The sequence below is a fragment of the Alkaliphilus metalliredigens QYMF genome, from assembly GCF_000016985.1.
GTDB classification, from domain to species: domain Bacteria; phylum Bacillota; class Clostridia; order Peptostreptococcales; family Natronincolaceae; genus Alkaliphilus_A; species Alkaliphilus_A metalliredigens.
In genome coordinates, this window is the sequence record NC_009633.1 from 39,470 (window position 1) to 60,835 (window position 21,366).

Sequence of the window (21,366 nt, forward strand, 5' to 3'; positions counted from 1 at the left end):
TAACAACAAACACGGAGAGGTGACCGAGTGGCTAAGGGGCACGCCTGGAAAGCGTGTAAGGCTGAAAGGCCCCGCGGGTTCGAGTCCCGCTCTCTCCGCCATTAAAAAGTTTATAAGTTTGCTGTGCTAGACGGGGAGGTAGCGGTGCCCTGTAACCTGCAATCCGCTATAGCAGGGTTGAATTCCTCATGGAGGCTTGTTGCTTGTAGGGCTGGCCTAGATAAGTGGTGATGAGAATTGGGTCCTACGCAATGAAAACTCATGAACTCCGTCAGATCCGGAAGGAAGCAGCGGTAAGTGATCCCTTTCGTGTGCCGTAGGGTAACCTGATTTGAGCTAACTGTTTGGGTATCGCCTATGAGCACATGTCGAATTGAGGTGCACAGCTTAATAAAATAACTAAAACATGAGGAAACTCATGTTTTTTTGTTGTATAAGAAAGAGTAATATTTTATGACTTCAACGTCAGGGTATTTGTCTAGGAGAAAGAGAGAATTTCAATCATTAATTAAAATTTGAAATAGAAGTAGAGAAGTATATTGATAAAAACAATCAACTCATTAAGAACAGTTAATTGAAGATTTTTGTTTGTATTGATATACTTAGTGATATACTAGAACTATGTGGTATTTTAATAAAGGAGGTCTACTTAAAGTGAATAAAGAAATTGATGCTAGGGGGATGAATTGTCCCTTACCTGTTATCCATACAAAAAAAGCTTTGGAGTCAATTGACCAAGGAAAGATCACGACGATTGTTGACAATGAAACGGCGAGAGAAAATATAAGCAAGCTAGCCAAAAGTCTAGATTGTGAGATTGATATTCAAGAGAATCAGGGAAGCTACTATATCGATATATTTAAAGATTATGAAACACAAGGAATGGAAGCAATGGACATACAATGCGATGACAGTCCTAAGAAAGATTTAGTGATTTTGATTGGACAAGATCAGATGGGAGAAGGTTCGGTAGAATTAGGGAAGGTTTTAATGAAAGGATATTTATATACATTAACCGAAGTAACACCCTATCCAAAGGCCATCATATTAGTCAACAGCGGCGTTAGATTAAGTACTGAAGATCCTGAGACCATAGGACATTTAAGAATATTAGAAGCCAATGGCGTTGAAATTTTATCCTGTGGAACCTGTCTAGATTATTTTAAGCTTAAGGATAAGCTGGTGGTGGGTGGACTTACCAATATGTATACGATCGTGGAACACTTAAATAATGCAAATAATACCATAAAACTGTAGTGGAGTGGTCTAGAATGAGTCAGCAAGGTTTTTACGTCGTGGTATTTGATTCGACACATCATGCAATTTCAGCTGAAAAGCAGCTTAAAAAAGAAAAGATAGCCTTCAATGTGATCCCAACACCTAGAGAAATCACCGCCAGCTGCGGATTATCTATTAAATTTAATGCTGAAGTATTAGGGACTGTACAAAAGGTGGTTGAACAAGAAAATATCGCTGTAAAGGGTGTTTATATCATTGAAAAGCTTCATGATAGAAAAAGAGTGACCCAAGTTAGTTAGGGGGAGGTAGAACGTGGAAGAATTGATGACAAGCCTGGAAATAATCCTCGACAATATGAGGGAGTTTATCACGAATCCTGAACAGCTCTCCACTATTATCGCAAATAGTGTAAAGATTGTCGTGATTTTAGTTGTTGCTAAAGTAAGTATTCGTATTTTATACTCCATAACAAATCAAATTTTTCAACAACAGAAATCCTTAAAGCTTAATACGGATCTTCCAAGAATGGAAACATTAAATGGGTTAATTAAGAGTTTGATCAAATATGGTATCTACTTTATCGCAATTACAACGATTATTAGCTTCTTTGGAGTAAAAGTAACAGGATTAATAGCAACGGCAGGAATTGGTGGTTTAGCAATCGGATTTGGAGCACAAAACCTTGTTCGTGATGTGATTACTGGTTTTTTCATCTTGTTTGAAAATCAGTTTAGTATAGGCCATTATATAGAGGTTAATGGAGTTAGTGGAATTGTTGAAGAAATGGCCATGAGAATAACAAAGGTGAGAGATTTTAATGGAGACTTGCATATTATACCTAATGGACAAATTCAAAAGCTAACCAATAAAAGTACTGGGAAAATGCGTGCATGGGTGGATATCTCTATTGCCTATGAAGAAGACATAGATCGTGCCATTGAAGTTTTAACAACAAAAAGTGAGCAACTACGAATGGAAAATGCAAATATTGTAGAAGGGCCAACAGTTCTAGGTGTAACAGGATTAGGGAACTCCGATGTGGTGATTTCTATTATGGCAAAGACAGTACCTATGGAGCAATGGGCTATAGAAAGACTGATGAGAAAAACCTTTAAACAGGCATTTGATGAAGTTGGAATCGAGATTCCTTATCCAAGAAGAGTGATCATTTCTCAAAATGAAAAAAGTGAAATGTAGGAAACCAAGATATGATATGACACCTTGATGTTGTTTGAATTTAGAATAAATGTTTTATAAAAAAACAGACTCAATAAGAGGAATAAGGGATAAGTGAGGGTGGTAAAGATGCCAATAAAACTAGAGGTTGGAGATCGGGTAGAGCTGAAAAAGCAACATCCCTGTGGTAGTAAAGCATTTGAAATTATGCGAACTGGGGCTGATTTTAGAGTAAAGTGTTTGGGGTGTGAAAAGCAAATATGGCTAGTTAGATCAGAGTTGGAAAGAAGAATCCGTAAAATCACACCTAAAAATGAAGAGTAAACTCGTTTTTACAGGGGACCCTATAATAGATAATATAAGGGTCCTTTAATACTTTTTATGAATAATGCTTGCTCCAAATATAATTGCTATAAACTGAAATATGATATAATAAAAATTAAATGAAAATGTTGTCCACATTAAAATAATATGGAGGTGCTTTGAGATGAAGTTTGCTAGACGTATGGAAGCCTTAAAGGCTTCAGAGATTAGAGAGATATTAAAACTAATAGAAAATCCAGATGTGATTTCATTTGCAGGGGGATTGCCAGCACCAGAGTTATTCCCGGTAGAGGAAATGAAAAAGGTATCAGTGGCAGTGTTGGAGGAGGATGGACAACAGGCACTTCAATATAGTGCCACAGAGGGCTATAGACCTTTACGAGAAAAGATTGCTAAAAGAATGGAAGTTATTGGTATTGGCACAACAGCCGATAATATTTTAATTACAAGTGGATCTCAGCAAGGATTAGACTTTTCAGGAAAAGTGTTTTTAGACGAAGATGATGTTGTGGTCTGTGAGAGTCCAAGCTATCTTGGTGCCATTAATGCTTTTAGGGCTTATTCCCCTAAATTTGTGGAAATAGAGACAGATGAAGATGGGATGATTATTGAGGATCTAGAAAAGGCTTTAGCAGAGACAAAAAATATTAAAATGATCTATGTAATTCCAGACTTTCAAAATCCTTCAGGAAGAACATGGTCTATTGAACGGCGCAAGAGGCTAATTGCCCTAGCAAATCAATATGATCTACCGGTGGTTGAAGACAATCCCTATGGAGAGCTCAGATTTGAAGGCGAAAGACCACCAGCAATTAAGTCCTTTGATACGGAAGGACGGGTTATTTATTTAGGAACCTTTTCAAAAACATTTTGTCCTGGGTTAAGACTTGGTTGGACTTTAGGAGATGGAGAATTACTACAAAAATATATCTTTGTCAAGCAAGGTGCAGATTTACATACAAATACGCTGACACAAAGAGAATTAAATAAATTTTTAGAGATGTATGACATTGATGCTCATATTGAAAAGATTAAAGATGTTTATCGTAAGCGTCGAGATGTGATGATGGACTCTATTAAAAAGTATTTTCCCAAGAACGTAAAATATACATATCCTGAAGGTGGGCTGTTTACTTGGTGTGAACTTCCCCAAGAGATGAATGCAAGAGAAATTTTCTTGAAGTCAATTAAGGTGAATGTCGCCTTTGTACCAGGAGGCTCTTTCTTTCCAAATGGAGGAAAAGAAAATACCTTTAGATTAAATTATTCTATGATGTCAGAAGAAAAAATTGAAGAAGGTATTAAGCGGTTAGGGAAAGTACTACAAGAGGAAATGACAGCAGGAAAAACAATATAGATATAAAAGAATTCGGAGAGTGGCAGTTGCCACTCTCCGAATCATTAGTAAGGGGGAGATTGGGATGAATAAAATGTTGTATTGTGGGGGCTATCTAATTATAGCATGGCCCAATTTAAACCCTTATATACATAAAAAATAAAATGTTTTAGATGAAAAGAGACTTGACTCAGAGGAAATTTTGACTCCCTGTGAATTGTAGGCGAAGATAAAAATACGAAGTAAAAAAAGTATAAAAAGCAACTTATTTCTACAATAAGTGAAATAATAATAAAAACCACATTGCAATCCATAAAGCAAAGTGATATAATGTTGAAACGTGAGAAAAGCTTTCTCTCTGTCCTGTTGAAACAGGACCTATGTCCAAAGGGAGGTGAAATGAATGAATAAGTATGAATTGACTTACATCTTAAAGTCAGAAACAGATGAAGAGAAAAGAAATCAGCTAGCAGAGAAGTTCAAAGGAATTATCGAAGCCGATGGAGCCGTTGAAAATGTTGATGAGTGGGGTAACCGGAAGTTAGCTTATGAAATCGACAAGCGAAATGAAGGATACTATGTATTAGTAAACTTTGCATCTAGTATTGATGTACCGAAGGAATTAGACAGAAATCTTAAAATTGCTGAACAAGTAATTAGACATATGATTATTAGAATACAAGAATAATTCTTTTATAAGGTGGTGTAATAATGAATAGAGTAGTAATGATTGGACGTCTTGCAAGAGACCCAGAGTTACGTTTTACTGCAAGCGGAAAAGCGGTAGCCACCTTTAGTATTGCAGTGAACAAAACCTTTTCTAAGGAGAAGCAAGCAGATTTTTTCAATGTTGTTGTATGGAATAAAACTGCTGAAAACTGTGCTAATTATTTAGCAAAGGGAAGGTTAGTAGGACTAGATGGTAGGCTTCAAAGCCGATCCTATGAAACTAAAAATGGAGATAAACGATACGTTACAGAAATTGTAGCAGATCAAGTTGAATTTTTGGAATGGGGAGATAAAAATTCTCAGCCGAATCAAACGAGCCAAAAACCTAAACAAGATTTTGGTAAATCAGATGATTTCAATTCAGCGGATATAGATATTAATGATTTCCAAGCCATCGACGAAGACGATGACATTCCATTCTAGGGAAGAGGAGGGAAACTAATGGTTAATAGAAGAAGAAAAAAAATGAAAAAGAAAGTATGTACTTTCTGTGCCGATAAATCATCTAAAATTGATTACAAAGAAGTTCATAAATTAAAGAAATATGTGACTGAAAGAGGTAAAATTTTACCAAGAAGAATTTCAGGAAACTGTGCAATTCACCAAAGAGATATTACACAAGCAATCAAGAGATCAAGACACATTGCTTTACTACCTTACACAATAGACTAATTAAATCAATCACCCAGGCATAATTTGCTTGGGTGATTTTTGCTTTGAGGATAGGTATAAATATGAAGACAAAAATCTATGGGAGATTTCCCATGGATTTTTTTAATATGTTCACACTTTCTTTAATATACATGTATAGATGACTAGCTAGAGAGAGTGGTGAGGACCAATGATCAATATAAAGCAAGTGAAGATGATCCTAGTGATTGCCTTATTAGTAGGGATATTGGGAGCTAGTCTGGCCCATGGAGAGACAAGTAATGAACATATTCAATATAAAAAGGCAAGGGCAATCATTTTAGAGGTTCAAGAAGAACAGGAAGGACAGTTAGTTGTTCAATGGGCTAAAGCAAGGGTAATGAATGGACCGCTGAAGGGACACATTATTCAGCTTAAACATCCTCTAATAAAAGGATCTAAGTATCATATTGAGCTAGAAGAGAATATGCGTATTTTTTTAGAACTAAGGGTAGAAGAAAATCGGGTGACATCAGCAAACTTTATCGATGTCACAAAGGAACATCATCTTAAAATATTGCTGGCTATATTTGTTACTTTATTATTGATTTTTGGAGGGTTTAAAGGGTTGCGCTCCTTTATCGCACTTGTAATCACGGGGCTCTGTATGCTCTATATATTTATCCCTATGGTTTTTAACGGTTACAGCTTTATCCTAGCAACCGTTGTTGTGAGTGGTATCATTATTGTGAGTAGCTTTATATTAATTAGCGGATTTACGACTAAAAGCCTAACCGCCATAATAGGCACCATAGGAGGCACCACTATTTCTGGTGTGATCGCAATCTACTTTGGGAATCTGATGTACTTAACGGGTATCACTGATGACGCCATCGAAACCCTTATTAGACATTCCACCTTGGATGTGGATTACAGAGGACTCCTATATAGTGGCATGACCATAGGAGCATTAGGGGCGGTGATGGATGTCAGCATGACCATCACCTCTGTTATCTATGAGATAAAGCGGGGCAATCGACAAGTGCGGATTAAATCCTTGGTGCTATCGGGACTAGCGGTTGGTAGAGATATTATGGCAACCATGACCAATACATTAATCTTAGCCTACGCCGGTACATCATTACCCTTGTTATTATTATTTATCTTTAGCGAAATGCCATTGGAGGATATCATCAACTCCCAATATATTGCCTCTGAGGTTGTCAGGGCACTTAGTGGAAGCATTGGACTGGTCCTAACCATTCCCATTACATCGGTAGTTGCTGCAATTAATATTAAATGGGCAAAAGAATAGTAAAGGAATGAAGAAAGCGTGGTAGAATAATACTATAATAAAGTAATATAATGATGGAGCCATAAAAAGACACCTAATGAAAGAATATATTAATGACAGGCCAATTTTGGGGTTAAATCATACAACTAAAGATGGGAGATGGAGAAATGAGTTATGTGCTAGTTAAGGAGAAGATGATAGATAGTGAAGAAATTTTGAAATCCATTGAAGAGGAGTTCTCGTTTAAAAAAATAAAAGACATTACAAGTGGTTCTAAACGTGATGATACGTTGATTTATCAAATTATCCATGATGTGAAACAATTAAAGAAAGAAATAGAGGCAGAAGGTGAAATGGGTCAAACGGAAGAAGAGGAATTAATTGAAGAATTGATGTCTGTAGCCGATGAAAAAGTTGTGATCATTGAAGAAGTGATTCCCGAGGGATTGATTGCTTATGGATACTCTTATCATTATGATGAAGGTCTTGAAGAGATTAAAAGTATATTTATCGCCTCCGATGAATCTATTGGAGAACTGAGATTAAGAGATATAGCAGACCGTGTATTAAGATCCATAGATTAGGTGAACAAATTTCTATTGCAGATGCTATTTGGCCAGCATAGCTCCTTAAAGAGAAGTAAGGCGCTTTTGTTGGTCAAAGTAGCATTTTTTTGTTGTCTAAAAAAGCATAAAGTTTTTATAGCTCCAACACTTGATGATGCAATGTGTATATGATGATTATTGTATGTTGAAAATAGCTCAAAAATTTGCAATATTCTAATATTTTTGATTTAATAGTAAGTGGGTATATATAATAGTAGAGACATTCGAAAGGGGATAATAAAATGGGAACACCAATATTAAAGTATACGATTCGAGAAGAAGCAGGTACAGGAGGAGCATCAAAAGCAAGAAGAGCAGGAGAGGTTCCAGCTGTCCTCTACAGTAAAGGGGAAGTGACACAACCAGTGTACCTAAATACCAAGGAGCTAGAAAAGATACTATCAATCTATGGGGGGAGTAGTCGAATCGCTCTAGACCATGAGGGGAAAAAGTGTTTTGCAATTATAAAAGAAATACAAAAGAATATGTTGAAAAACAGTTTGTTGCACGTAGACCTACAAAAGCTTGATGAAAACCAAAAGATTAGAATGACCATTCCTATCTATATATTAAATAAAGAGGCAGTGGAAACACTAGCAGAAATCGTTCAAATACAACAAGATGAAGTGGAAATACAGGCATATCCTAGGGATTTACCAGAAAAAATTGAAGTGGATGCTAGTTTATTAAAGGACCAAGCTAACTTAACCATGAAAGATCTTAATATTGTAGGAAATACAGCGATTGAAATTTTAGATGATCTAGAAAATGTGGTTGCTACGTTAGCCTATACATCTAGACCAGTAGAAACAGAAGAAGAGTCTGTAGAAGAAGCATTAGTTTAAAACCAAGTTCACATTAATGGATCATAAGAAGAATAAGGTACCGAGTCATTGCTTGGTTACCTTATTCTTTTTTGTATTAAAAAACCTCCTTCTGGAAATAATCCAACAATAAAGAAAAAGGAGGGGTTGTTTTATGATGAAGAATTCATTAGTGAGTAGCTTGCGTAATGAAACGGGGTCTAATGCCAGTCACCGTTCAAGGGACTTAGGAAATGTGCCAGCAGTCATCTACGGGAAAAGCATCAACACACTGACGGTAGAAATAGAGAGAACTGAAGTAGAAGCATTCGTCAGAAACCAAGGGGGGAAAGGATTAGTACAAGTAAATGTAGGAGGGCAACCTTATACAACCTTTGTTAAAGAAATGCAAAGGGATCCTGTGACAGGAATGATTATGCATGTGGACTTTCAACAGGTTAATCAAGATGAACAAATACATACAATGGTTCCTATTATATTGAAGGGAAGAGGTTTTGTGGAAAAGGGTGGGGTGACAGTTCAACAACAGGTAAGAGAACTAGAAGTTCAATGCTTCGCTGGAAGCATCCCTGAAAAATTTGAATTTGATATTTCAAACTTCAGACCTGGAGATACATTAAAAGTATCGGATGTGGAATTTGGAGAGGAAGTTAGCATCATTAATAATCTAGAGTCTGTTATCGCATCCATTGCTACCCCAGCAAAAATAATTGATGATGAAGGGGAAGTACCTTTAGAAAAGAAGATAGAGCTTGCAGACATGGAGTAAATGATAGAAGTGTAAAGATAGAAAAATTGAAGAGTAAAGAAAGAACTAGGAAATCAGATGATAGTAAGTTACTTCTATTAAGATAACTTACTTTTAAGTATTATATCCATCTGATTTTCTTCCATTATATTTCATTTGACTTTGGGCACAACAACTGTTATAGTAGTACAAGTCGTCGCAAGGCGAAGAGAATTTAAATAAGCATAAAGAAACAAAATTCAACAAAACTAGATAAAATAAAAAAAGTGTTGACATATGTCATCAAAAATGATATATTGATTAAGTCGCCAAAACGCGACGGGTTATACCAAGCAAGTTAGAAACCAGGTCTTTGAAAACTAAACAGTATAGATGTAAGCCAGCATATAAGTAGATTACCAAAATCTAAGATTTTGTGTAAGTCACTTACTCGGCGTAAGCCGAGATATCATTTTAGTTAACTAGAATGGAACAAGAAATACCCAGAAATTTATATATAAGAGTTTGATCCTGGCTCAGGATGAACGCTGGCGGCGTGCCTAACACATGCAAGTCGAGCGGGTTAATCTGACGGAAGCCTTCGGGTGGAAGAAAGTGAAACTAGCGGCGGACGGGTGAGTAACGCGTGGGCAACCTACCTTGTACAGGGGGACAACAACGGGAAACCGTTGCTAATACCCCATAAAACCCTAGAGGGGCATCCCTTAAGGGTCAAAGAATTTCGGTACAAGATGGGCCCGCGTCTGATTAGCTAGTTGGTGAGGTAATGGCTCACCAAGGCGACGATCAGTAGCCGACCTGAGAGGGTGATCGGCCACACTGGAACTGAGACACGGTCCAGACTCCTACGGGAGGCAGCAGTGGGGAATATTGCACAATGGGCGAAAGCCTGATGCAGCAACGCCGCGTGAGCGATGAAGGCCTTCGGGTCGTAAAGCTCTGTCCTAGGGGAAGAATATTGACGGTACCCTAGGAGGAAGCCCCGGCTAACTACGTGCCAGCAGCCGCGGTAATACGTAGGGGGCAAGCGTTATCCGGAATCACTGGGCGTAAAGGGTGCGTAGGCGGTCTTGCAAGTCAGAGGTGAAAGGCTACGGCTCAACCGTAGTAAGCCTTTGAAACTGCAAGACTTGAGTATGGGAGAGGAAAGTGGAATTCCTAGTGTAGCGGTGAAATGCGTAGATATTAGGAGGAACACCAGTGGCGAAGGCGACTTTCTGGACCATTACTGACGCTGAGGCACGAAAGCGTGGGGAGCAAACAGGATTAGATACCCTGGTAGTCCACGCCGTAAACGATGAGTGCTAGGTGTTGGGGGTCGAACCTCAGTGCCGCAGCTAACGCATTAAGCACTCCGCCTGGGGAGTACGCTCGCAAGAGTGAAACTCAAAGGAATTGACGGGGACCCGCACAAGCAGCGGAGCATGTGGTTTAATTCGAAGCAACGCGAAGAACCTTACCTGGACTTGACATCCCTCGGACCACTCCTTAACCGGAGTCTTCCCTTCGGGGACTGAGGTGACAGGTGGTGCATGGTTGTCGTCAGCTCGTGTCGTGAGATGTTGGGTTAAGTCCCGCAACGAGCGCAACCCTTGTCTTTAGTTGCCAGCAGTTCGGCTGGGCACTCTAGAGAGACTGCCGGGGATAACTCGGAGGAAGGTGGGGATGACGTCAAATCATCATGCCCCTTATGTTCAGGGCTACACACGTGCTACAATGGCCGATACAACGGGCAGCGAAGGAGTAATCCGGAGCAAATCCTATAAAGTCGGTCCCAGTTCGGATTGTGGGCTGAAACTCGCCCACATGAAGCTGGAGTTGCTAGTAATCGCGAATCAGAATGTCGCGGTGAATGCGTTCCCGGGTCTTGTACACACCGCCCGTCACACCACGGGAGTCGGAAGCACCCGAAGTCAGCTATCTAACCGTAAGGAGGAAGCTGCCGAAGGTGAAGTCGATGACTGGGGTGAAGTCGTAACAAGGTAGCCGTATCGGAAGGTGCGGCTGGATCACCTCCTTTCTAAGGAGCAAAGGCGCATCTATACTGTCTAGTTTTGAGAGACTTTTTTCTCTCTAAAAGCACCAAGGGGGCGTAGCTCAGTTGGGAGAGCACCTGCCTTGCAAGCAGGGGGTCAGGAGTTCGACTCTCCTCGTCTCCACCAGTTATTACTTTTCAAAGGTAATACAAGGTGAAATTGTTATTATAAAACATCATTTCGTCGGCAGGACGGAAAAATTAATTGTTCTTTGAAAACTACACAATGTTATGATGAAGCATTAAATGCGAAATCAATAAACTATCAATCAAACCTTTTCTTTGATTTGTTCAGGGAAATATAAGGTGCGATTGTTAGCTGAGCGATTGACTCTAAATCTATGATTTGGGTCATGAGCGTAAAGGTCAAGTTATTAAGAGCAAAGGGCGGATGCCTTGGCACTAGGAGTCGATGAAGGACGTGGTAAGCTGCGATAAGCCTCGGGAAGCCGCAAGCAGGCATTGATCCGGGGATTTCCGAATGGGGAAACCCACTTGGGTTCATATCCAAGTATCTATTACTCAATTCATAGGTAATAGAAGACAGACCGGGGGAACTGAAACATCTAAGTACCCCGAGGAAGAGAAAGAAAATTCGATTCCCTCAGTAGCGGCGAGCGAAAGGGGAAGAGCCCAAACCGATGGGGTTTACTTCATCGGGGTTGTGGACACGGTCGTTAAGAAGAAGGTATTGTAGTAGAAGAGGGTTGGAAAGCCCCACCGGAGAAGGTAATAGTCCTGTATATCAAACAAGAAGATCTTTGACTGTGATCCAGAGTACCACGGGACACGTGAAACCCTGTGGGAAGCAGGGGGGACCACCCCCCAAGGCTAAATACTACCTAGTGACCGATAGCGCATAGTACCGTGAGGGAAAGGTGAAAAGAACCCCGGAAGGGGAGTGAAATAGAACCTGAAACCCTTTGCTTACAAGCTGTGGGAGCACTTTATATGTGTGACCGCGTACTTTTTGTAGAACGGGCCAACGAGTTATGGTATGGAGCAAGGTTAAGCACTTAAGGTGCGAAGCCGTAGGGAAACCGAGTCTTAATCGGGCGACTTAGTTTCATGCCATAGACCCGAAACCGAGCGACCTACCCATGGACAGGATGAAGCGGAAGTAAAATTTCGTGGAGGTCCGAACCGATTGACGTTGAAAAGTCACCGGATGATCTGTGGGTAGCGGTGAAATTCCAATCGAGCTCGGAGATAGCTGGTTCTCGCCGAAATAGCTTTAGGGCTAGCCTCAAGATTAGAGACACGGAGGTAGAGCACTGAATGGTCAAGGGGCCTTCACCGGTTACCGAAACCTATCAAACTCCGAATGCCGTCGTCTTATACTTGGGAGTCAGACTGCGAGTGATAAGATCCGTAGTCAAGAGGGAAAGAGCCCAGACCATCAGCTAAGGTCCCAAAGTATACGTTAAGTGGAAAAGGATGTGGAGTTGCACAGACAACCAGGATGTTGGCTTAGAAGCAGCCACTCATTTAAAGAGTGCGTAATAGCTCACTGGTCGAGTGATTCTGCGCCGAAAATGTCCGGGGCTCAAACGTATCACCGAAGCTATGGATCCGAAAGGATGGTAGGCGAGCGTTCTGTAAGGGTAGAAGCTGTACCGTAAGGAGCAGTGGACTTTACAGAAGAGAGAATGTTGGCATGAGTAACGAGAGGCAAGTGAGAATCTTGCCCGTCGAAAACCCAAGGTTTCCTGAGGAAGGTTCGTCCGCTCAGGGTTAGTCGGGACCTAAGCCGAGGCCGAAAGGCGTAGGCGATGGACAACAGGTTGAGATTCCTGTACCACTTTTAGTCGTTTGAGAAATGGGGGGACACAGTAGGATAAACCATGCGCACCGTTGGTTGTGTGCGTCTAAGCAAGTAGGGAGTTAGGATAGGCAAATCCGTTCTAACATATTCTGAGATGTGATGGGGAGCGAAATATAAGTAGCGAACTGGTTGATTCCACACTGTCGAGAAAAGCCTCTATCGAGACTATAAAGTGCCCGTACCGCAAACCGACACAGGTGGGTGAGGAGAGAATCCTAAGACGATCGGGAGAACTATTGTTAAGGAACTCGGCAAAATGACCCCGTAACTTCGGGAGAAGGGGTGCCGGATTTGGTGAAGGATTTACTCCATAAGCCTTATCCGGCCGCAGAGAATAGGCCCAAGCGACTGTTTACCAAAAACATAGGTCTCTGCTAAGTCGAAAGACGAAGTATAGGGGCTGACGCCTGCCCGGTGCTGGAAGGTTAAGGGGACGTGTTAGCGCAAGCGAAGCACTGAACTTAAGCCCCAGTAAACGGCGGCCGTAACTATAACGGTCCTAAGGTAGCGAAATTCCTTGTCGGGTAAGTTCCGACCCGCACGAAAGGCGTAACGATTTGGGCACTGTCTCAACAATAGACCCGGTGAAATTGTAATACCAGTGAAGATGCTGGTTACCCGCGACAGGACGGAAAGACCCCGTGGAGCTTTACTGTAGCCTGACATTGGATTTTGGTACTATATGTACAGGATAGGTGGGAGACTTTGAAACTAGGACGCCAGTCTTGGTGGAGTCGACCTTGGGATACCACTCTTGTAGTACTGAAATTCTAACCATAGACCGTGAAACCGGTCTTGGGACACTGTCAGGTGGGCAGTTTGACTGGGGCGGTCGCCTCCCAAAAAGTAACGGAGGCGCCCAAAGGTTCCCTCAGCACGGTCGGAAATCGTGCGTAGAGTGCAAAGGCAAAAGGGAGCTTGATTGCGAGACATACAGGTCGAGCAAGGACGAAAGTCGGGCTTAGTGATCCGGTGGTTCCGAGTGGAAGGGCCATCGCTCAACGGATAAAAGCTACCCCGGGGATAACAGGCTTATCTCCCCCAAGAGTCCACATCGACGGGGAGGTTTGGCACCTCGATGTCGGCTCATCACATCCTGGGGCTGTAGTAGGTCCCAAGGGTTGGGCTGTTCGCCCATTAAAGTGGTACGCGAGCTGGGTTCAGAACGTCGTGAGACAGTTCGGTCCCTATCCGTCGCGGGCGCAGGAAATTTGAGAGGAGCTGTCCTTAGTACGAGAGGACCGGGATGGACATACCTCTGGTGTACCAGTTGTTCTGCCAAGAGCATCGCTGGGTAGCTACGTATGGAAGGGATAAGTGCTGAAGGCATCTAAGCACGAAGCCCCCCTCAAGATAAGATTTCCCATCTCGAAAGAGAGTAAGACCCCAGGAAGACTACCTGGTTGATAGGTTGGAGGTGTAAGTGCAGTAATGTACTCAGCTGACCAATACTAATAGGTCGAGGACTTGACCAAAAGAAATATCCATAACATTGTGTAGTTTTGAGAGAACTATATCTCTCTAAATATTGCGTTAGCAATGAGACGTCATAAATCCATTGATTGCCTTGGGTTAATCCGAGGAAGCCAATCAACGTATTTCTGACTAAGCTGCTAACACAAAAGTGAAAACCATACTTTTGGTTATCACCTTATATCGTGACTATAGCGAAGGGGTCACACCTGTTCCCATCCCGAACACAGAAGTTAAGCCCTTCAGCGCTGATGGTACTTGGCGGGCAGCTGCCTGGGAGAGTAGGTCGTCGCGATATGGAACACATTATGCCGTAATTATAGCGAAGAGGTCACACCTGTTCCCATCCCGAACACAGAAGTTAAGCTCTTCAGCGCTGATGGTACTTGGCGGGCAGCTGCCTGGGAGAGTAGGTCATTGCGGCTTAGTTCTTTTATCAAGCTAATATAATGAGTCAATAAAAACCTTTATATAACTGTTGACATAAGAGAACGAGTGTGTTATAGTAGTACATGTCGCTAATGCGCGACACCAAACTGAATTAATCAGGTCTTTGAAAACTAAACAGTATAGATGTAAGCCAGCATATTACAAGTAAATTGCCAAAGTCTTAGATTTTGCGCAAGATACAAACTCGACAAAGTCGAGAAGCCATTTTAGTTTTACTAAGATGGACCCAGAAATTTATATATAAGAGTTTGATCCTGGCTCAGGATGAACGCTGGCGGCGTGCCTAACACATGCAAGTCGAGCGGGTTAATCTGACGGAAGCCTTCGGGTGGAAGAAAGTGAAACTAGCGGCGGACGGGTGAGTAACGCGTGGGCAACCTACCTTGTACAGGGGGACAACAACGGGAAACCGTTGCTAATACCCCATAAAACCCTAGAGGGGCATCCCTTAAGGGTCAAAGAATTTCGGTACAAGATGGGCCCGCGTCTGATTAGCTAGTTGGTGAGGTAATGGCTCACCAAGGCGACGATCAGTAGCCGACCTGAGAGGGTGATCGGCCACACTGGAACTGAGACACGGTCCAGACTCCTACGGGAGGCAGCAGTGGGGAATATTGCACAATGGGCGAAAGCCTGATGCAGCAACGCCGCGTGAGCGATGAAGGCCTTCGGGTCGTAAAGCTCTGTCCTAGGGGAAGAATATTGACGGTACCCTAGGAGGAAGCCCCGGCTAACTACGTGCCAGCAGCCGCGGTAATACGTAGGGGGCAAGCGTTATCCGGAATCACTGGGCGTAAAGGGTGCGTAGGCGGTCTTGCAAGTCAGAGGTGAAAGGCTACGGCTCAACCGTAGTAAGCCTTTGAAACTGCAAGACTTGAGTATGGGAGAGGAAAGTGGAATTCCTAGTGTAGCGGTGAAATGCGTAGATATTAGGAGGAACACCAGTGGCGAAGGCGACTTTCTGGACCATTACTGACGCTGAGGCACGAAAGCGTGGGGAGCAAACAGGATTAGATACCCTGGTAGTCCACGCCGTAAACGATGAGTGCTAGGTGTTGGGGGTCGAACCTCAGTGCCGCAGCTAACGCATTAAGCACTCCGCCTGGGGAGTACGCTCGCAAGAGTGAAACTCAAAGGAATTGACGGGGACCCGCACAAGCAGCGGAGCATGTGGTTTAATTCGAAGCAACGCGAAGAACCTTACCTGGACTTGACATCCCTCGGACCACTCCTTAACCGGAGTCTTCCCTTCGGGGACTGAGGTGACAGGTGGTGCATGGTTGTCGTCAGCTCGTGTCGTGAGATGTTGGGTTAAGTCCCGCAACGAGCGCAACCCTTGTCTTTAGTTGCCAGCAGTTCGGCTGGGCACTCTAGAGAGACTGCCGGGGATAACTCGGAGGAAGGTGGGGATGACGTCAAATCATCATGCCCCTTATGTTCAGGGCTACACACGTGCTACAATGGCCGATACAACGGGCAGCGAAGGAGTAATCCGGAGCAAATCCTATAAAGTCGGTCCCAGTTCGGATTGTGGGCTGAAACTCGCCCACATGAAGCTGGAGTTGCTAGTAATCGCGAATCAGAATGTCGCGGTGAATGCGTTCCCGGGTCTTGTACACACCGCCCGTCACACCACGGGAGTCGGAAGCACCCGAAGTCAGCTATCTAACCGTAAGGAGGAAGCTGCCGAAGGTGAAGTCGATGACTGGGGTGAAGTCGTAACAAGGTAGCCGTATCGGAAGGTGCGGCTGGATCACCTCCTTTCTAAGGAGCAAAGGCGCATCTATACTGTTTGGTTTTGAGAGACCTGTTCTCTCTAAAATACCATAATTTAGCTTGAGAGCTGAAATGTGGTGAAATAGCATCTGCGTGAGCAGAAAGCGAAATTCACAATTTAAAGACCTTTAGATAAATTTAAAGGTCTTTTTTAAGGGCTCATAGCTCAGCTGGTTAGAGCGCACGCCTGATAAGCGTGAGGTCGGTGGTTCGAGTCCACTTGAGCCCACCAGTTCTTTGAAAACTACACAATGTTATGATGAAGCAATAAATGCGAAATCAATAAACTATCAATCAAACCTTTTCTTTGATTTGTTCAGGGAAATATAAGGTGCGATTGTTAGCTGAGCGATTGACTCTAAATCTATGATTTGGGTCATGAGCGTAAAGGTCAAGTTATTAAGAGCAAAGGGCGGATGCCTTGGCACTAGGAGTCGATGAAGGACGTGGTAAGCTGCGATAAGCCTCGGGAAGCCGCAAGCAGGCATTGATCCGGGGATTTCCGAATGGGGAAACCCACTTGGGTTCATATCCAAGTATCTATTACTCAATTCATAGGTAATAGAAGACAGACCGGGGGAACTGAAACATCTAAGTACCCCGAGGAAGAGAAAGAAAATTCGATTCCCTCAGTAGCGGCGAGCGAAAGGGGAAGAGCCCAAACCGATGGGGTTTACTTCATCGGGGTTGTGGACACGGTCGTTAAGAAGAAGGTATTGTAGTAGAAGAGGGTTGGAAAGCCCCACCGGAGAAGGTAATAGTCCTGTATATCAAACAAGAAGATCTTTGACTGTGATCCAGAGTACCACGGGACACGTGAAACCCTGTGGGAAGCAGGGGGGACCACCCCCCAAGGCTAAATACTACCTAGTGACCGATAGCGCATAGTACCGTGAGGGAAAGGTGAAAAGAACCCCGGAAGGGGAGTGAAATAGAACCTGAAACCCTTTGCTTACAAGCTGTGGGAGCACTTTATATGTGTGACCGCGTACTTTTTGTAGAACGGGCCAACGAGTTATGGTATGGAGCAAGGTTAAGCACTTAAGGTGCGAAGCCGTAGGGAAACCGAGTCTTAATCGGGCGACTTAGTTTCATGCCATAGACCCGAAACCGAGCGACCTACCCATGGACAGGATGAAGCGGAAGTAAAATTTCGTGGAGGTCCGAACCGATTGACGTTGAAAAGTCACCGGATGATCTGTGGGTAGCGGTGAAATTCCAATCGAGCTCGGAGATAGCTGGTTCTCGCCGAAATAGCTTTAGGGCTAGCCTCAAGATTAGAGACACGGAGGTAGAGCACTGAATGGTCAAGGGGCCTTCACCGGTTACCGAAACCTATCAAACTCCGAATGCCGTCGTCTTATACTTGGGAGTCAGACTGCGAGTGATAAGATCCGTAGTCAAGAGGGAAAGAGCCCAGACCATCAGCTAAGGTCCCAAAGTATACGTTAAGTGGAAAAGGATGTGGAGTTGCACAGACAACCAGGATGTTGGCTTAGAAGCAGCCACTCATTTAAAGAGTGCGTAATAGCTCACTGGTCGAGTGATTCTGCGCCGAAAATGTCCGGGGCTCAAACGTATCACCGAAGCTATGGATCCGAAAGGATGGTAGGCGAGCGTTCTGTAAGGGTAGAAGCTGTACCGTAAGGAGCAGTGGACTTTACAGAAGAGAGAATGTTGGCATGAGTAACGAGAGGCAAGTGAGAATCTTGCCCGTCGAAAACCCAAGGTTTCCTGAGGAAGGTTCGTCCGCTCAGGGTTAGTCGGGACCTAAGCCGAGGCCGAAAGGCGTAGGCGATGGACAACAGGTTGAGATTCCTGTACCACTTTTAGTCGTTTGAGAAATGGGGGGACACAGTAGGATAAACCATGCGCACCGTTGGTTGTGTGCGTCTAAGCAAGTAGGGAGTTAGGATAGGCAAATCCGTTCTAACATATTCTGAGATGTGATGGGGAGCGAAATATAAGTAGCGAACTGGTTGATTCCACACTGTCGAGAAAAGCCTCTATCGAGACTATAAAGTGCCCGTACCGCAAACCGACACAGGTGGGTGAGGAGAGAATCCTAAGACGATCGGGAGAACTATTGTTAAGGAACTCGGCAAAATGACCCCGTAACTTCGGGAGAAGGGGTGCCGGATTTGGTGAAGGATTTACTCCATAAGCCTTATCCGGCCGCAGAGAATAGGCCCAAGCGACTGTTTACCAAAAACATAGGTCTCTGCTAAGTCGAAAGACGAAGTATAGGGGCTGACGCCTGCCCGGTGCTGGAAGGTTAAGGGGACGTGTTAGCGCAAGCGAAGCACTGAACTTAAGCCCCAGTAAACGGCGGCCGTAACTATAACGGTCCTAAGGTAGCGAAATTCCTTGTCGGGTAAGTTCCGACCCGCACGAAAGGCGTAACGATTTGGGCACTGTCTCAACAATAGACCCGGTGAAATTGTAATACCAGTGAAGATGCTGGTTACCCGCGACAGGACGGAAAGACCCCGTGGAGCTTTACTGTAGCCTGACATTGGATTTTGGTACTATATGTACAGGATAGGTGGGAGACTTTGAAACTAGGACGCCAGTCTTGGTGGAGTCGACCTTGGGATACCACTCTTGTAGTACTGAAATTCTAACCATAGACCGTGAAACCGGTCTTGGGACACTGTCAGGTGGGCAGTTTGACTGGGGCGGTCGCCTCCCAAAAAGTAACGGAGGCGCCCAAAGGTTCCCTCAGCACGGTCGGAAATCGTGCGTAGAGTGCAAAGGCAAAAGGGAGCTTGATTGCGAGACATACAGGTCGAGCAAGGACGAAAGTCGGGCTTAGTGATCCGGTGGTTCCGAGTGGAAGGGCCATCGCTCAACGGATAAAAGCTACCCCGGGGATAACAGGCTTATCTCCCCCAAGAGTCCACATCGACGGGGAGGTTTGGCACCTCGATGTCGGCTCATCACATCCTGGGGCTGTAGTAGGTCCCAAGGGTTGGGCTGTTCGCCCATTAAAGTGGTACGCGAGCTGGGTTCAGAACGTCGTGAGACAGTTCGGTCCCTATCCGTCGCGGGCGCAGGAAATTTGAGAGGAGCTGTCCTTAGTACGAGAGGACCGGGATGGACATACCTCTGGTGTACCAGTTGTTCTGCCAAGAGCATCGCTGGGTAGCTACGTATGGAAGGGATAAGTGCTGAAGGCATCTAAGCACGAAGCCCCCCTCAAGATAAGATTTCCCATCTCGAAAGAGAGTAAGACCCCAGGAAGACTACCTGGTTGATAGGTTGGAGGTGTAAGTGCAGTAATGTACTCAGCTGACCAATACTAATAGGTCGAGGACTTGACCAAAAGAAATAACCATAACATTGTGTAGTTTTGAGAGAACTATATCTCTCTAAATATTGCGTTAGCAATGAGACGTCATAAATCCATTGATTGCCTTGGGTTAATCCGAGGAAGCCAATCAACGTATTTCTGACTAAGCTGCTAACACAAAAGTGAAAACCATACTTTTGGTTATCACCTTATATCGTGACTATAGCGAAGGGGTCACACCTGTTCCCATCCCGAACACAGAAGTTAAGCCCTTCAGCGCTGATGGTACTTGGCGGGCAGCTGCCTGGGAGAGTAGGTCGTCGCGATACAGAAAATCCTCTACGGAAACGTAGAGGATTATTTATTTTTTGTGCCTACTTAATTTCCACAAAACTGTAAAGCGGTTAAGAAATAGACCTCCACAGCCTCAATTAATTCTTTAATGGCAATCTGCTCATTTTTAGTATGGGAATAGCTAATATCTCCTGGCCCATAAACAATGGTTGGGATATTAGCAAAATTATATAACAAAGAAGCATCTGTCCAGCCTCGTTTTGTCGATAGCACAGGCTCTCTTTCTAGCACAGCAGATAAAGCGTTTTTTAGAGCCACAGTGATAGGGTCATCTAAACTTGTTTCTAAAGGTAGATGATCTAGGGTGAGCATATTGTTAGGCATTCTTATAATTTCAGCATCAAAATCTGAATCATGAGCCTTGAGATGATCAATAACCTCTTGGTATTCAGCAATAACCGTTGCAACTGTTTCTCCGGGAATATAACGTCTATCAATCTGTATGATACAATCACCAGCTACGGTGCTAGGCTGTATGCCACCTTTAATATAACCGAAATTCATAACAGAGGGGCCCATCAAAGGATGGCTTCTTTTCTCTAGCTTAGGATAAATTGTATCCTGGATAGCACTAATTAGTTTTCCAGCCTTTTCTATGGCATTGATACCAAGATGGGGAACACCACCATGGGCTGACCTACCTTTTATTTTAATTTCCAGCCACTCTAGACCACGATGGCCAGCGGAGTATTGAGAGCTAGAGGGCTCTCCTACAATTGCACCATCTGCCTTAATACCATTTTTAACAAGATCCTCTGTCCCTTCACTCTGCTCCTCTTCACCAATCACCCCAGTGAATATAATGTCACCTGTTAATTTAAGATCTGAACGTTTTAAAGCGAGCATCATGATAATCATAGAAGCAATAGGACCCTTCATATCTACTGTACCCCGACCTAAGATATGCCCATCGACAATTTCAGCACCATAGGGATCAAAATCCATTTCTCCAGGAGGTACAGTATCTAAATGACCATTTAACAGTAATGTCTTACCTTCACCAGTTCCCTTTAAAGTAACAATGACATTGACCCGCTCATCTACAATGGTTTTTACCTCTACATCAAAGCCCTGCCTTTGACAATAATCAGATAAAAAAATGCCAACCTCCTTTTCTCGACCAGGATAGTTAACATGACTAGGTATTTTGATTAAATCCTGTGTAAGCTTAACGAGTTCTTCTTCGTCGTAATATTGATGAATGAACCCCTTCCAATCAACTAAATTTTTCATAGATTATCCACTCCTATACTTTT

13 protein-coding genes, 3 tRNA genes, 7 rRNA genes and 1 other RNA gene are annotated in these 21,366 nt (G+C 43.4%); 23 read left to right on the forward strand and 1 reads right to left on the reverse strand.

The features are described 5' to 3' along the window. The first annotated feature begins 13 nt into the window (after nucleotides 1–13). The 23 genes from AMET_RS00165 (at nucleotide 14) to rrf (AMET_RS00270) (ending at nucleotide 20,085) form a co-directional block, all read left to right on the forward strand. Nucleotides 14–101: transfer RNA gene (locus AMET_RS00165), tRNA-Ser, on the forward strand. Nucleotides 102–121: 20 nt separating this feature from the next. Then, nucleotides 122–386, forward strand: an RNA gene (gene ffs, locus AMET_RS24690) — signal recognition particle sRNA large type. Nucleotides 387–621: 235 nt separating this feature from the next. Beyond that, the gene (gene yedF, locus AMET_RS00170; protein WP_011971179.1) at nucleotides 622–1,257 is read left to right on the forward strand and encodes a sulfurtransferase-like selenium metabolism protein YedF; all 636 of its coding nucleotides are present in this window, start codon (nucleotides 622–624) and stop codon (nucleotides 1,255–1,257) included. Nucleotides 1,258–1,271: 14 nt separating this feature from the next. Further along, nucleotides 1,272–1,538, forward strand: coding sequence for a DUF3343 domain-containing protein (locus tag AMET_RS00175; RefSeq protein WP_011971180.1), 267 nt, complete (start codon nucleotides 1,272–1,274; stop codon nucleotides 1,536–1,538). Between the two features lie 13 nt (nucleotides 1,539–1,551). Beyond that, nucleotides 1,552–2,436: a mechanosensitive ion channel family protein gene (locus tag AMET_RS00180; RefSeq protein WP_011971181.1), complete on the forward strand. Its 885-nt coding sequence runs from the start codon at nucleotides 1,552–1,554 to the stop codon at nucleotides 2,434–2,436. Nucleotides 2,437–2,544: 108 nt separating this feature from the next. Continuing rightward, a complete protein-coding gene (locus AMET_RS00185) occupies nucleotides 2,545–2,739 on the forward strand; it encodes a DUF951 domain-containing protein (protein WP_011971182.1) in 195 nt (64 codons plus the stop codon). A 163-nt stretch (nucleotides 2,740–2,902) separates the two neighbouring features. After that, a complete protein-coding gene (locus tag AMET_RS00190; RefSeq protein WP_011971183.1) occupies nucleotides 2,903–4,096 on the forward strand; it encodes an aminotransferase-like domain-containing protein in 1,194 nt (397 codons plus the stop codon). 382 nt (nucleotides 4,097–4,478) lie between these two features. Continuing rightward, a complete protein-coding gene (gene rpsF, locus AMET_RS00195) occupies nucleotides 4,479–4,763 on the forward strand; it encodes a 30S ribosomal protein S6 (RefSeq protein WP_011971184.1) in 285 nt (94 codons plus the stop codon). Between the two features lie 23 nt (nucleotides 4,764–4,786). Then, on the forward strand, nucleotides 4,787–5,227 hold the full coding sequence (locus tag AMET_RS00200; protein WP_011971185.1) for a single-stranded DNA-binding protein: 441 nt from the start codon (nucleotides 4,787–4,789) through the stop codon (nucleotides 5,225–5,227). 18 nt (nucleotides 5,228–5,245) lie between these two features. Next, complete coding sequence (gene rpsR / locus AMET_RS00205; RefSeq protein WP_011971186.1) at nucleotides 5,246–5,476, forward strand: 30S ribosomal protein S18; 231 nt, start codon at nucleotides 5,246–5,248, stop codon at nucleotides 5,474–5,476. A gap of 169 nt (nucleotides 5,477–5,645) precedes the next feature. Further along, complete coding sequence (locus AMET_RS00210) at nucleotides 5,646–6,749, forward strand: YibE/F family protein (RefSeq protein ID WP_011971187.1); 1,104 nt, start codon at nucleotides 5,646–5,648, stop codon at nucleotides 6,747–6,749. 146 nt (nucleotides 6,750–6,895) lie between these two features. Beyond that, nucleotides 6,896–7,312 (forward strand): hypothetical protein, encoded by a 417-nt coding sequence (locus AMET_RS00215; RefSeq protein WP_011971188.1) that lies wholly within the window; start codon nucleotides 6,896–6,898, stop codon nucleotides 7,310–7,312. A 263-nt stretch (nucleotides 7,313–7,575) separates the two neighbouring features. Further along, entirely contained in the window at nucleotides 7,576–8,178 is a 603-nt protein-coding gene (locus AMET_RS00220; protein WP_011971189.1) for a 50S ribosomal protein L25, read from the forward strand. A 133-nt stretch (nucleotides 8,179–8,311) separates the two neighbouring features. Then, entirely contained in the window at nucleotides 8,312–8,926 is a 615-nt protein-coding gene (locus AMET_RS00225) for a 50S ribosomal protein L25 (protein ID WP_011971190.1), read from the forward strand. A 471-nt stretch (nucleotides 8,927–9,397) separates the two neighbouring features. Next, nucleotides 9,398–10,925: ribosomal RNA gene (locus AMET_RS00230) — 16S ribosomal RNA — on the forward strand. Nucleotides 10,926–10,991: 66 nt separating this feature from the next. Further along, nucleotides 10,992–11,067, forward strand: a tRNA-Ala gene (locus AMET_RS00235). A gap of 237 nt (nucleotides 11,068–11,304) precedes the next feature. Then, nucleotides 11,305–14,240, forward strand: a 23S ribosomal RNA gene (locus AMET_RS00240). Nucleotides 14,241–14,419: 179 nt separating this feature from the next. Beyond that, a 5S ribosomal RNA gene (gene rrf, locus AMET_RS00245) occupies nucleotides 14,420–14,536 on the forward strand. An 11-nt stretch (nucleotides 14,537–14,547) separates the two neighbouring features. Next, a 5S ribosomal RNA gene (rrf, locus tag AMET_RS00250) occupies nucleotides 14,548–14,664 on the forward strand. A gap of 260 nt (nucleotides 14,665–14,924) precedes the next feature. Next, a 16S ribosomal RNA gene (locus tag AMET_RS00255) occupies nucleotides 14,925–16,452 on the forward strand. Nucleotides 16,453–16,619: 167 nt separating this feature from the next. Next, nucleotides 16,620–16,696 (forward strand) — tRNA-Ile (locus tag AMET_RS00260). Nucleotides 16,697–16,853: 157 nt separating this feature from the next. Further along, nucleotides 16,854–19,789 (forward strand): 23S ribosomal RNA (locus tag AMET_RS00265). A 179-nt stretch (nucleotides 19,790–19,968) separates the two neighbouring features. Further along, nucleotides 19,969–20,085: ribosomal RNA gene (gene rrf / locus AMET_RS00270) — 5S ribosomal RNA — on the forward strand. Together the 16S, 23S and 5S rRNA genes with 2 tRNA genes alongside form the textbook arrangement of a ribosomal RNA operon. A gap of 49 nt (nucleotides 20,086–20,134) precedes the next feature. On the opposite strand, the gene AMET_RS00275 is transcribed toward rrf (AMET_RS00270), so the two are convergent. Further along, on the reverse strand, nucleotides 20,135–21,343 hold the full coding sequence (locus AMET_RS00275; RefSeq protein WP_011971191.1) for a M20 family metallopeptidase: 1,209 nt from the start codon (nucleotides 21,341–21,343) through the stop codon (nucleotides 20,135–20,137). Nucleotides 21,344–21,366: the final 23 nt, after the last annotated feature.

What these genes read in the sequence shown, in the direction of transcription:
- AMET_RS00175 (WP_011971180.1), top strand. Translation starts at nt 1,272, where the DNA reads ATGAGTCAGCAAGGTTTTTACGTCGTGGTATTTGATTCGACACATCAT.
- AMET_RS00200 (WP_011971185.1), top strand. Translation starts at nt 4,787, where the DNA reads ATGAATAGAGTAGTAATGATTGGACGTCTTGCAAGAGACCCAGAGTTA.
- rpsF (WP_011971184.1), top strand. Translation starts at nt 4,479, where the DNA reads ATGAATAAGTATGAATTGACTTACATCTTAAAGTCAGAAACAGATGAA.
- rpsR (WP_011971186.1), top strand. Translation starts at nt 5,246, where the DNA reads ATGGTTAATAGAAGAAGAAAAAAAATGAAAAAGAAAGTATGTACTTTC.
- yedF (WP_011971179.1), top strand. Translation starts at nt 622, where the DNA reads ATGTGGTATTTTAATAAAGGAGGTCTACTTAAAGTGAATAAAGAAATT.
- AMET_RS00215 (WP_011971188.1), top strand. Translation starts at nt 6,896, where the DNA reads ATGAGTTATGTGCTAGTTAAGGAGAAGATGATAGATAGTGAAGAAATT.
- AMET_RS00220 (WP_011971189.1), top strand. Translation starts at nt 7,576, where the DNA reads ATGGGAACACCAATATTAAAGTATACGATTCGAGAAGAAGCAGGTACA.
- AMET_RS00185 (WP_011971182.1), top strand. Translation starts at nt 2,545, where the DNA reads ATGCCAATAAAACTAGAGGTTGGAGATCGGGTAGAGCTGAAAAAGCAA.
- AMET_RS00225 (WP_011971190.1), top strand. Translation starts at nt 8,312, where the DNA reads ATGATGAAGAATTCATTAGTGAGTAGCTTGCGTAATGAAACGGGGTCT.
- AMET_RS00210 (WP_011971187.1), top strand. Translation starts at nt 5,646, where the DNA reads ATGATCAATATAAAGCAAGTGAAGATGATCCTAGTGATTGCCTTATTA.
- AMET_RS00190 (WP_011971183.1), top strand. Translation starts at nt 2,903, where the DNA reads ATGAAGTTTGCTAGACGTATGGAAGCCTTAAAGGCTTCAGAGATTAGA.
- AMET_RS00275 (WP_011971191.1), bottom strand. Translation starts at nt 21,343, where the DNA reads ATGAAAAATTTAGTTGATTGGAAGGGGTTCATTCATCAATATTACGAC.